The 11,302-nt window shown below is 70.8% G+C and carries 11 protein-coding genes; 6 read left to right on the plus strand and 5 right to left on the minus strand.

Annotated elements, in window-relative coordinates; genetic code table 11:
* Nucleotides 1–792: 792 nt before the first annotated feature.
* Both ABD378_RS17430 and ABD378_RS17435 read right to left on the minus strand, forming a co-directional pair.
* Nucleotides 793–1,749 carry a carbohydrate kinase family protein gene (locus ABD378_RS17430; protein WP_344521839.1) on the minus strand — a complete coding sequence of 319 codons (957 nt, stop codon included), beginning with the start codon at nt 1,747–1,749 and terminating at the stop codon, nt 793–795.
* Nucleotides 1,746–2,657 carry a pseudouridine-5'-phosphate glycosidase gene (locus ABD378_RS17435; RefSeq protein ID WP_344521851.1) on the minus strand — a complete coding sequence of 304 codons (912 nt, stop codon included), beginning with the start codon at nt 2,655–2,657 and terminating at the stop codon, nt 1,746–1,748. The genes ABD378_RS17430 and ABD378_RS17435 overlap by 4 nt, the downstream gene beginning before the upstream one ends.
* A 108-nt stretch (nt 2,658–2,765) precedes the next feature.
* Between ABD378_RS17435 and ABD378_RS17440 the strand changes: the two genes are divergently transcribed.
* Nucleotides 2,766–3,218, plus strand: coding sequence for a VOC family protein (locus ABD378_RS17440; RefSeq protein ID WP_344521840.1), 453 nt, complete (start codon nt 2,766–2,768; stop codon nt 3,216–3,218).
* Nucleotides 3,219–3,262: 44 nt separating this feature from the next.
* Nucleotides 3,263–3,631 carry a cupin domain-containing protein gene (locus ABD378_RS17445; protein WP_344521841.1) on the plus strand — a complete coding sequence of 123 codons (369 nt, stop codon included), beginning with the start codon at nt 3,263–3,265 and terminating at the stop codon, nt 3,629–3,631.
* 63 nt (nt 3,632–3,694) lie between these two features.
* Here ABD378_RS17445 and ABD378_RS17450 read toward each other — a convergent pair whose 3' ends face one another.
* The 3 genes from ABD378_RS17450 to ABD378_RS17460 all read right to left on the minus strand — a co-directional run bounded on the left by ABD378_RS17450 (nt 3,695) and on the right by ABD378_RS17460 (nt 6,603).
* Complete coding sequence (locus tag ABD378_RS17450) at nt 3,695–4,957, minus strand: MFS transporter (protein ID WP_344521842.1); 1,263 nt, start codon at nt 4,955–4,957, stop codon at nt 3,695–3,697.
* A gap of 81 nt (nt 4,958–5,038) precedes the next feature.
* Entirely contained in the window at nt 5,039–5,617 is a 579-nt protein-coding gene (locus tag ABD378_RS17455; protein ID WP_344521843.1) for a methylated-DNA--[protein]-cysteine S-methyltransferase, read from the minus strand.
* A gap of 74 nt (nt 5,618–5,691) precedes the next feature.
* On the minus strand, nt 5,692–6,603 hold the full coding sequence (locus ABD378_RS17460) for a glycerophosphodiester phosphodiesterase (RefSeq protein ID WP_344521844.1): 912 nt from the start codon (nt 6,601–6,603) through the stop codon (nt 5,692–5,694).
* 249 nt (nt 6,604–6,852) lie between these two features.
* Here ABD378_RS17460 and ABD378_RS17465 point away from each other — a divergent pair, with 249 nt between their 5' ends.
* From ABD378_RS17465 to ABD378_RS17480, 4 genes are all read left to right on the plus strand, one after another.
* Nucleotides 6,853–7,719, plus strand: coding sequence for an MHYT domain-containing protein (locus ABD378_RS17465; protein ID WP_344521845.1), 867 nt, complete (start codon nt 6,853–6,855; stop codon nt 7,717–7,719).
* A 40-nt stretch (nt 7,720–7,759) separates the two neighbouring features.
* Entirely contained in the window at nt 7,760–9,898 is a 2,139-nt protein-coding gene (uvrB, locus tag ABD378_RS17470) for an excinuclease ABC subunit UvrB (protein ID WP_344521846.1), read from the plus strand.
* Between the two features lie 133 nt (nt 9,899–10,031).
* On the plus strand, nt 10,032–10,610 hold the full coding sequence (locus ABD378_RS17475; RefSeq protein WP_344521847.1) for a TerD family protein: 579 nt from the start codon (nt 10,032–10,034) through the stop codon (nt 10,608–10,610).
* Between the two features lie 46 nt (nt 10,611–10,656).
* On the plus strand, nt 10,657–11,302 hold a 646-nt coding region (locus ABD378_RS17480; protein ID WP_344521848.1), incomplete at its 3' end, for a TerD family protein.

An 11,302-nucleotide genomic window follows, 5' to 3' on the forward strand; every position in this document is an offset into this window, starting at 1 on the left:
AGCTCCCCGACCCCGAACAGGCCTTTCCCACCCACCCACCCACCCGATCACCCCGCAGCTCCCCCTGCCCGAACAGGCCTTTCCCGCCCACCCGCCCGATTGCCCCGTGGTGTCAGGGGGGGACGTACATGCGGGGTGGGTGGGGGATGTGCGAGTGAGGGTGGGGGAGGGGCGGGCTGCACAGGGTTCAGGCAGGGGAGGGCAGCCCCCTCACGCACCCGCAGGCGGCAGTGCTCGTGAGGGGACGTGGCGGTATGTCCGCCCGGAGCACGGTTCGCGGCGCTCCGGAGCCGAAGTATCTACACGGTCACTGGACGATAGCGAGGACGGACATACCGGCGCGGCACCGCACCCACGGACGGACACGCCCCGCGGTCGGCAGCGAGGCGTGAGGGGGCGTGGCGGTGTGTCTGCCCGGAGCGCGGTTCGCGGGACTCCTCAGTCGAAGTGCCCAGGCGGTCACAGGACGATGGCGTGGACGGACGTACCGGTGCTGCACCGTACGCACAGGCGGACGCGCCCGCGGTCGGCAGCGAGACGTGAGGGGACGTGGCGGTATGTCCGCCCGGAGCACGGTTCCCGGCGCTCCGGAGCCGAAGCACCCAGGCGGTCACTGGACGATAGCGAGGACGGACATACCGGCGCGGCACCGTACCCACAGACGGACTGCGCCGCTGCGCGCACGCTCCCGCGGTCGGCAGCGAGGCGTGAGGGGACCGGAGCACGGTTCGCGGCGCTCCGGGGCCGAAGTGCCTACACGGTGACCGGACGATAGCGAGCGAGGCCCGCGGCCTAAGCCGGTCGTCCTCCCACCAGTTCAACCGCCCTAGCCCCCGCCCGACACCCCTCCGCCGAAGCCTCGCAGAGCCCCGCGCCGCGCAGCCGCGACGCAAGGAACGCCGCCGTGAACGCGTCGCCCGCGCCGGTCGTGTCGCGCGCGGCGGCCGGCAGCGCGGGAATCTCGGCCCGCACCTCACCGCCCAGGGCGACCACCGCACCCGCCGCGCCCCGCTTGGCCACCACCACCGGGTACCGGAAGCTCAACCTCGCCGCCGCATCCCCCACCCCAGGCGCCCCCGCCAGCAACCGCGCCTCCCCCTCACTCGGCAGCAACACATCCACCCCACCCGTCGCCGCCAGGAACCGCTCCGCCCCCAGCCCGGCGAGGAACCCCGCCGACGCCGGATCCACACTCACCGGCACTCCACGCGCGCGTGCCGCAGTCAAAGCCGCCTCGGCCACCGCCCGGCTCGGCTCCGCGAAGAACAGGTACCCCGACAGATGCAGCCACCCCACGCCGTCCAGCAGCGCGGGCGACCAGTCAGCACCCGACAGGCGGGACGAAGCGCCGCTGTCCGTCAGGAACGTCCGCTCGGCCCGACCCCCGACCCCCACCGCACCCCCGAAGCCCCCGGCATCCCCGCCATCCCCGCCACCCCCGTCAACCAGGCAGATCACGGTCCCCGTAGGCGCCTCGGAATCGACGACGAGCCGGGGACGCACCCCCGCCCGCGTGAGCGCCTCCTCGTGCCAGGCCGCCGAATCCACGCCGACCCGCCCCAGGAGACGTACGTCGTCGCATCCCCAAGAAGCCGCCCAGCACGCCACGTTGGCGCCCGCGCCACCCGGCACCGTACGGATCGCCGCCGCCGTGTCCGTGCCCGAAGCGAGCGGCGCGCCGTGCCGCGCGACTATGTCCGTGACGACGTCCCCGACGACCAGCAGTGCCCCGCCCCGCCGCGACGTCACCGCCCCACCCAAGCCCCCGCGATCCGCCCCGCGAGCCGCACATTGCCCCGCACCGCCGCGAGATTGGCGCTCAGCGAAGCGCCGTCGGTGCGCCGCACCAGCTGGTCCAGGAGGAACGGCGTGACCGCCTGCCCGGAGATGCCACGCTCGGCGCACGCCTCCAACGCCTCGGCGAGCACGCGCGCGTGCAGCGCGGGATCGAGCTGCTCGGACTCCGGCACGGGGTTCGCCACGAGCAGCGCGGACTCCGGGCCGCCGACCGCGTCCTGGGCCAGCATCACCGCCGCGACCTCCCCGGGCGTACGCAGCGTCCAGTCCACCGGATGCCCGGAGTCGGTGAGGTAGAAGCCGGGGAAGCGGTCCGTCCCGTACCCCGCCACCGCGACGCCCAGCGTCTCCAGGCGCTGCAGCGTCGCCGGCACGTCCAGGATCGACTTCACGCCCGCGCAGACGACCGTGATGCGCGTCCGGGCGAGCAGCCCCAGGTCGGCGGACTCGTCCTGCGTCACCGTCCACTCCCGGTGCACCCCGCCGAGCCCACCCGTGGCGAACACCCGCACGCCCGCGCGGGCGGCGAGCAGCGCCGTCGCGGACACGGTCGTCGCCCCGCTCGCCCCCGCCGCGACCGCGAGCGCCAGGTCACGGTGGCCCAGCTTGCGGATGCCGTCCTCTTTCGCGACCCGCTCCAACTGCTCCTTGTCCAGGCCGACATGGGGGCGCCCGTCCAGGACGGCGATCGTCGCGGGGACGGCGCCCTCCTCGCGTACGACCTGTTCGAGCTCACGCGCCACCTGGAGATTGCGTGGGCGCGGCAGCCCGTGCGCGATGATCGTGGACTCCAGGGCGACCACGGGCCGCCGGTCCGCCACAGCCGCCTGTACCTCGTCGGACACCACCAAGTCGGACACCACCAACACGGGCCTGCCTCCTGCCTGTCGGGTCTCCCCTCATCCCTGGCGGTCGGCGCGCCCCGTCAAACCCTTGCGGCGCCGGGGACGGGACAGCAGCCTGAGGGCATGACGGACAACACGACACGTCTCGACCACGTCGTCCTGTGGGTGCGCGACCCCGTGGCGGCAGCCGACTTCTACGAGAAGGTGCTGGGCCTCGAACCACTGCGGGTCGCCGAGTTCTCGGCGGGCAAGGCCTCGTTCCCCTCCGTACGGCTCAACGAGGAGACCATTTTCGACCTCGCCCCGCTCACGCTCGCCGAGCGCATGAGCGTCGTGCCGGACGCGGACAAGAGCGCGGGCCACCCGGTCAACCATGTCTGCCTCGCCCTGGCGGAGAGCGGCTTCGAGGCGCTGCGCGCCCGTCTGGAGGAGAGCGGGACGCCGGTGTCGGACATCTCGCACAACGCGTTCGGCGCCCGCGGCAAGGCCCGCAGTGGCTTCTACTTCCGCGACCCGGACGGGAACATCTTCGAGGCGCGGCACTACGGAGAGGACCAAGAAGGCGCAGAAGGCTGACCCGTTCCCGATCGCCGCGCGGGCCCCGGCTAGGGTGACCGGCCATGACCACGAATGATCAAGCCGTCACGCCGTCCTTTGCCGTGCACATTCCGGATGTCGACCTGGAGCCCGAGCCGCTCGACCCCGAGCAGATCGTCTCCGGCACCCCGGAGGTCACCGGCAAGCTCCTGTGGGAGTCGGCCGACGGCAAGCAGCTGCGCGGCATCTGGCAGATCACGCCCGGTGTGGTCACCGACACCGAGGCCAACGAACTCTTCGTGGTCGTCAGCGGCCGCGCCACGATCGAGGTCGAGGGCGGCGACGTGATCGAGATCGGCCCCGGCGACGCGGCCGTCCTGCGCGAGGGCGACCGTACGACGTGGACCGTGCACGAGACGCTGCGCAAGGCGTACCACATCACGCTCGCCTGACCGCGCGGGTCACGGCCTCGGGTCACGGCTCCGGGCCACGGCCCCGGGTCACGGGCTCCCGCGTCAGGCCTTCTTGACCGCCCTGCGGAGCGCCAGCGCCGCCATCGGCAGCAGCACGCAGACGCCGATGAGGTTGAGCCAGCCGTAGCTCGCCCGCGCGACGATCAGGCCGGCCGCCGCGCCGCCGATGCCCGCCGCCGTGTTCATGGTCAGGTCGGAGAGGCCCTGCACGGCGGCCCGGGCGGGCTGCGGCACCGAGTCGGTGAGCAGCGCGGAGCCGGAGACCAGGCCCGCGGACCAGCCGAGGCCGAGGACGAAGAGTCCGGCGGCGGTCTGGCCGTGGCTGGGTCCCGCCGTGCCGGCGAGCAGCGCGGCGCAGCACAGCAGCCCGACCGCGAGGCCGATCACGGAGAGTCGCCCGAACCGGTCGGAGAGCCAGCCCATCACCGGCGACAGCGCGTACATCCCCGCGATGTGGCCGCTGATGACCAGGCCGACCAGTTGCAGGCTCGCCCCGTGGTGCCCCAGGTCGACCGGGGTCATGACCATGATCGAGACCATCACCGTGTGCGAAGCGGCCACCGTCACCAGGGCGAGCCGTGCCATCGGCGACGCGGCCACCGCGGCGACACCGGCCCGCAACGAGCGGCTCTGCGCGGACTGGTTCTCCTGCGGGGCGAGCGCGCGGGCGGTGAGCAACGGGTCGGGACGCAGCAGCACCGCCACCACGAGACCGGCGACGGCGAAGATCCCGGCGGCGAAGAGGAAGGGGCCTGCCGCCTCGGGTATGGAGGTGCCGGAGAAGGCGCGGCTCGTGGGCGCGGCGATGTTCGGACCGAGGACCGAACCGATGGTGGTGGCCCAGATGACGAGGGAGATGGCGCGGCCGCGCCGGTCGGGCTCGGCGAGGTCGGCCGCCGCGAAGCGGGCCTGCAGATTGGCCGACGAGCCCGCCCCGAAGCCCGCCATGCCGAGCAGCAGCAGGGGGAAGCTCTCGATGACGGCGGCAAGGACCACGAGTCCCGCTCCCAGCGCGCCGATCAGATACGCGAGGACGAGGCCGGGCCGCCGTCCGCGCGACGTCATCAGCGCGGCGAGGGGCAGCGAGAGCAGGGCCGTGCCCGCCACGGACGCGGTGGGCGCGAGGCCCGACAGCGCCTCCGTCCCGCTCACCTCGGTGGCGAGCATCGGGGCCAGGGCGATGCCGATGGGTACCCCGAGCCCGCCCAGTATCTGACTGGAGACCAGCACCGCTGTGGTGCGGCGGCGCAGGGCGGGCAGTGCCTCTGGCGCGGGTATGTCAGGAGCGTCGAGGGTCGAAGTCACTGACGCAGTGTGCCAGGACGTTCATACGCGCGACACAAGGTTTCCGTCGCCCGTCTCAGAGGCTCGCCTCAGAGGCCCGCCTCAGAACAGCGGCTGCGGCAGCACCCCTTCCAGGGCGAGGAGCTGTCGCTTGGTCTCGACGCCGCCGCCGAAGCCGCCGATGCCGCCGTCGCTCTCGACCACCCGGTGGCACGGCACCACGACCGGCAGGGGGTTGGCTCCCATCGCCATGCCGACCGCCTGCGCGGCACCGGGCTGGCCGACACGGCGGGCCAGGTCTCCGTACCCCACGACGGCGCCGTACGGAACGGTGGTCAGCTCGCGCAGGACCTGGCGGTTGAATCCGGAGATCAGCGACCAGTCGAGCGGCAGCTCGAAGTCGTGCCGCTCGCCCGCGAAGTAGGCCGCGAACTGGCGTATGGACTCGGCGAGGAGCGGGGAGTCGGGCGCCTCGACCGGCTCGGCCCCCAGCCGGGAGCCGAGTCGCTCGAGTGCCTGGTCGCGCACCGCGTCCGTGGCGTGGAAGACGACGCTGACCAGGCCGTCGTCGGTCGCGGCGAGCATCAGCGGGCCGATGTCGCTCGCGACGACGGCCCACACCACCTTCCGCAGGCCGTCCTGACCCGGCCGGTCCTGCTCGTGCTGCCCATTGGCGTTCATGTGGACACCGTACGACCGGGCACTGACAACGCCGCCGCGAGCACGTCCCGCGGCAGCGGCGGGCCCACGCGTGGCTAGTCGGAGATGGCCTCACGCACGACGTCGGGCGTGTTCGTGATGATGCCGTCCACCCCGAAGCCCGCCACGCGCTGCGCGGCGGCCGCGTCGTTCACGGTCCAGGTGAAGATCTCCAGGTGCTTGCGATGCGGCCCCTTGAGCGCGTGGATCGCGGCGACGTACTCACGGGTGATGGAGCCGTGCGGCGAGTTGATCTGGTCGGAGAACTTGGCGTACTCGGGCAGATCGGCGACCGCGGGCGTGCCGAGGAAGCCGGTCTTGATGTCGGGGCGCAGCTTGTGCACCGTCTTGACGCTGTCCGCGCTGAAGCTCTGGATGACGAGCTTGCTCTTGACGTGGTGCCGGTCGAGCCAGCCCGTCTTGCGCAGGACGGCCAGGCCCTGCTTCTCGATGCCCGGGTACAGCTCGGGCTTCTTGAACTCGAAGACGAGCTTCTGGTGGTTGTGCGAGACCCGGTTCATGTACTGCTTCAGCGTCGGCACCCGCTGCCCCGCGTACTTGGGACTGAACCAGCTGCCGGCGTCCAGCCTGGCGATCTCGGCCGCGGTGAAGTCCGCGACCTTCCACGGCGCGCGGTCGGGGAAGAGCTGCTCGACGTTCGTCGTCCGCTTCAGGGTGTCGTCGTGCATGATCACGAGCTCGCCGTCCTTGGTGCGCTGGACGTCGTTCTCGACCCAGCGGAACCCCATGTCAGCCGCCTTGTCGATGGCTGCGAAAGTGTTCTCGGGCGCATAGGCGGACGCGCCCCGGTGCGCGACGACCAGCGGTCTGTCGTGCGAGGCGGATGTCTGTACGGACGTCTGCGCCGCCGACGGCTGGTCGGCGGCGTGAGCGGTTGCGGAGGGGAGGGCGAGTGCACCGGCTCCAAGAAGAGCGGTGGTGGTGGCAGCGGCAACGCGTGCGTACAACGGTGACTCCTCGCGATGTGCGGGCACGGACCGGATGAGAGTGACAGTCCACGGCCAACGCGAGACAGGTGCAGGATGGCCACAGGTTGAACGGAGACAGCCGGGTTTCTTTCCCGGAAAATCGTTCGCATGTTCCGGAGTGAGCTTTACTCTCTGCGTCAGCTCATGGCCTGTCAGTAGAGGGTCGGCTGGGGCCACTTGGGGGCAATCCAGGGCATTTGGAAACAAGGGGCGGAAGGGCTACCAAGGATGCAGGGCACTGTCGACGGTTTCAGCTATGGACTTGTCACGCCGGTAGCGGCGTACCTCATGGCGTGTCTCGGCGGTGCGCTCGGCCTGCGCTGCACCACCAGGTCGCTCCTCGTCGCGCATTCCTGGCGACCCGGCTGGCTCGCTCTGGGGTCGGCGGCGATCGGGTCCGGCATATGGACCATGCACTTCATCGCGATGATGGGCTTCACCGTCGAGGAAGCCCCGATCCACTACGACAAGGCGCTGACCTTCGCGAGTCTCGCCGTCGCCATCGTCATGGTCGGCATCGGGATCTTCATCGTGGGCTACCGCGGCGCGACCGGGACGGCGCTGTTCACCGGGGGAACGATCACCGGTCTGGGCGTCGCGTCGATGCACTACCTGGGAATGGCCGGTATGCGTCTGCGCGGGACGCTGGAGTACAACACCCTCACCGTCTCCGCGTCCGTCGTGATCGCGGTCGTCGCCGCCACCGCGGCCCTATGGGCGGCCGCGCAGGTCAGGGGTTTCCTCTGGAGCCTGGGTGCGAGCCTCGTCATGGGTCTTGCCGTCAGCGGCATGCACTACGTCGGAATGGCCGCGCTCCGCGTCCATCTGCACGGCTCGGCCGCCGCGCCCACCGGCGGTGAATCGACCGCCGAGCTGCTCGCGCCCATGATGATCGGCCCGCTCGCCTTCCTGCTCCTCGCGGGCGTGATCGTGATGTTCGACCCGCTGATGGTGATGGGCAAGGCCGAGCTGCAGAACGCCGCACAAGGGCGGCGCGCCCCCTACCCCGTCCCGCGCTCGGGCGACCGGCACGACCCGCGAGCGGGCCGCAGGCCCCCGCAGCGCCCCGGCCCCAGGACCCCGCAGAGCCGGTGATCCGACCCCGTTGTCAGTGCGGGGTCGTACGGTGGGTTCCATGCGGCCCGTATCCAAGATCGAACGCACGGTGGCACCTTTCGAGGTCGTCAGCAACTACACGCCAAGCGGCGACCAGCCGGCGGCCATCGCCGACCTGGAGCGGCGCGTCAACGCAGGTGAGAAGGATGTCGTCCTGCTCGGCGCGACCGGCACCGGCAAGTCGGCCACCACCGCGTGGATGATCGAGAAGCTCCAGCGGCCCACCCTCGTGATGGCGCCGAACAAGACGCTGGCCGCCCAGCTGGCCAACGAGTTCCGAGAGCTCCTCCCGAACAACGCGGTGGAGTACTTCGTCTCGTACTACGACTACTACCAGCCCGAGGCATACGTCCCGCAGTCGGACACGTACATCGAGAAGGACTCCTCGATCAACGAGGAAGTCGAGCGCCTGCGGCACTCCGCGACGAACTCGCTGCTCACCCGGCGTGACGTGATCGTGGTCGCCTCCGTCTCCTGCATCTACGGCCTCGGCACACCGCAGGAGTACGTCGACCGGATGGTGTCGCTCAAGGTCGGCGACGAGATCGACCGCGACCAGCTCCTGCGCCGCTTCGTCGACATCCAGTACACCCGCAACGACGTGGCCTTCGCCCGCGGCACCTTCCGGGTCCGCGGCGACACCATCGAGATCTTCCCGGTCTATGAAGAGCTGGCCGTCCGCATCGAGATGTTCGGCGACGAGATCGAGGCGCTCTCCACGCTGCACCCCCTCACCGGCGAGGTCATCAGCGACGACGACCACCTGTACGTCTTCCCGGCCTCGCACTACGTGGCAGGCCCGGAGCGCCTGGAGAAGGCGGTCAACGGCATCGAGAAGGAGCTCGCCGAGCGCCTGACCGAGCTGGAGAAGCAGAGCAAGATGCTGGAGGCCCAGCGCCTGCGCATGCGCACGACGTACGACCTGGAGATGCTCCGCCAGATCGGCTCCTGCTCCGGCGTCGAGAACTACTCGATGCACTTCGACGACCGTGAGCCCGGCTCGGCGCCGAACACCCTCATCGACTACTTCCCGGAGGACTTCCTCCTCGTCATCGACGAGTCGCACGTCACGGTCCCGCAGATCGGCGCGATGTACGAAGGGGACGCCTCCCGCAAGCGCACCCTGGTGGACCACGGCTTCCGGCTGCCGTCCGCGCTGGACAACCGACCGCTGAAGTGGGAGGAGTTCCTCGGCCGCATCGGCCAGACCGTCTACCTCTCGGCGACCCCGGGGAAGTACGAACTCTCGCGCGGCGACGGCTTCGTCGAGCAGATCATCCGCCCCACCGGCCTCATCGACCCGGAGGTCGTGGTCAAGCCCACCGAGGGGCAGATCGACGACCTGGTGCACGAGATCCGCACGCGTACCGAGAAGGACGAGCGCGTCCTGGTCACCACGCTCACCATGAAGATGGCCGAGGACCTCACCGACTACTTCCTCGAACTGGGCATCCAGGTCCGCTATCTGCACAGCGACGTCGACACCCTGCGCCGCGTCGAGCTCCTGCGCGAACTGCGCGCCGGTGAGTACGACGTCCTGGTCGGCATCAACCTCCTGCGCGAGGGCCTCGACCTGCCCGAGGTCTCCCTGGTGTCGATTCTCGACGCCGACAAGCAGGGCTTCCTGCGCTCCGGCACCTCACTGATCCAGACCATCGGCCGTGCGGCCCGAAACGTCTCCGGTCAGGTCCATATGTACGCGGACAAGGTCACCCCGGCGATGGAGCAGGCCATCGACGAGACCAATCGCCGCCGCGAGAAGCAGATCGCGTACAACAAGGAGAAGGGGCTCGACCCGCAGCCGCTGCGCAAGAAGATCAACGACATCGTGTCGGCGATCGCGCGCGAAGAGGTCGACACGGAGCAGCTGCTCGGCACGGACTACCGCAAGGGGAAGGGCGCCGACGCGGGAACAGCCGCCAAGGCGCCGGTGCCCGCGCTCGGCGGCAAGGCGGGCAGGGCGGCCAAGGGCAAGGCCGCCGAGAAGGTGCCCACGAACCGTCCCGCGGCCGAACTGGCCGAGCAGATCGAGGAGATGACCGCGCGGATGCGCGCGGCCGCCGGTGACCTGCAGTTCGAGATCGCGGCACGGCTGCGTGACGAGGTGTCAGAGATGAAGAAGGAGCTCAGGCAGATGAGGGAGGCGGGGCAGGCTTAGGCGTACTGCCTGGTGTGTTGCAAGACCGACACAAAGTGCTGCCCACGGTTCGGCACTGTCAGTGCCTCTGCGTAGGGTGCTGGGCAACCGCGCAGACCCGCGGTTGCCCAGGCAGTTCGAGAGGGGACAGCGCGTGACGGTCAACATGACCAAGGGTCAGGCCATCAGCCTGCAGAAGGACGACGGGGGCGCCCTGACCGCGGTGCGCATGGGGCTCGGCTGGCAAGCGGCCCCGAGGCGGGGCCTGTTCGGCACGCGCACGCGTGAGGTCGACCTGGACGCGTCGGCGGTCCTGTTCGCCGACAAGCAGCCGGTGGACGTCGTGTTCTTCCGTCACCTCGTCAGTGACGACGGTTCCGTGCGGCACACCGGTGACAATCTCGTCGGCGGTGTCGGCCAGGGCGGGGACGACGAGGCGATCCTCGTCGACCTGGCGCGGATCCCGGTCCACATCGACCAGATCGTCTTCACGGTGAATTCCTTCACGGGTCAGACGTTCCAGGAGGTGCAGAACGCGTTCTGCCGCCTGGTCGACGAGACCAACGGCCAGGAGCTCGCCCGCTACACACTCGACGGCGGCGGTCAGTACACCGCGCAGATCATGGCGAAGGTCCACCGCGCGGGCGCGGGCTGGCAGATGACGGCCATCGGCAATCCCGCCAACGGCCGCACGTTCCAGGACCTGATGCCGTCGATCCTGCCGCACCTGTAGACACGCGGCACCAGTAAGTACAGAGGGCACGAGGGGGACGAAGGCGATGACGGCCGAGTTGGTCCGGGGGCAGAACCACCCGCTTCCCGAGACCCGTCTGGAGATCCGGGTCTCGGTCGGCAAGCCGATCGTGGCGGGGGTCACGCTCAGCGACGACCAGGGCAAGGTGCGCGGCACGGACTGGGTGGCCCATCCGGGCTCGCCCACGCTGCCGGGGCTCGAAGTGCCCAAGCAGGCGGCCGCCGACCACCGCCTCGCGGTGGACCTCGGCGCCGTGCCCGAAGCGGTGCACCGGGTCAACGTCCTCCTCGCGCTGCCCGTCGGCGCCGGGGGACCGGTCAGCTTCGGCTCCCTCGCCGCCCCCTTCGTCGCCGTCACCGCGCTCGACGGCTCCGAGGTCGCCAGCTACACCATCACCGACCTGGACGCCGAGTCCGCCGTCGTCGCCCTGGAGCTCTACCGCAGGCAGGACGCGTGGAAGGTGCGCGCCGTCGGCCAGGGGTACGCGGGCGGCCTCGCCGACATGCTCACCGACCAGGGCCTGCCGCAGGCCCACGAACTGGCGGGCACGATCAACGAAGCGGTGGCCCAGGGCCTCGCCCGCTCGGTGGCCGCGCCGCCGCCCCGCCCCTCGGACGAGGCCCGCGTGCGCACGACGGGACAGACCGCCGCCCCCGGCCCGGGAGCGCAGG

The sequence above is a fragment of the Streptomyces rectiviolaceus genome, from assembly GCF_039533825.1.
GTDB classification, from domain to species: Bacteria; Actinomycetota; Actinomycetes; order Streptomycetales; family Streptomycetaceae; genus Streptomyces; species Streptomyces rectiviolaceus.

What these genes read in the sequence shown, in the direction of transcription:
- ABD378_RS17440 (WP_344521840.1), top strand. Translation starts at nt 2,766, where the DNA reads ATGACGGACAACACGACACGTCTCGACCACGTCGTCCTGTGGGTGCGC.
- ABD378_RS17445 (WP_344521841.1), top strand. Translation starts at nt 3,263, where the DNA reads ATGACCACGAATGATCAAGCCGTCACGCCGTCCTTTGCCGTGCACATT.
- ABD378_RS17455 (WP_344521843.1), bottom strand. Translation starts at nt 5,617, where the DNA reads ATGAACGCCAATGGGCAGCACGAGCAGGACCGGCCGGGTCAGGACGGC.
- ABD378_RS17465 (WP_344521845.1), top strand. Translation starts at nt 6,853, where the DNA reads ATGCAGGGCACTGTCGACGGTTTCAGCTATGGACTTGTCACGCCGGTA.
- uvrB (WP_344521846.1), top strand. Translation starts at nt 7,760, where the DNA reads ATGCGGCCCGTATCCAAGATCGAACGCACGGTGGCACCTTTCGAGGTC.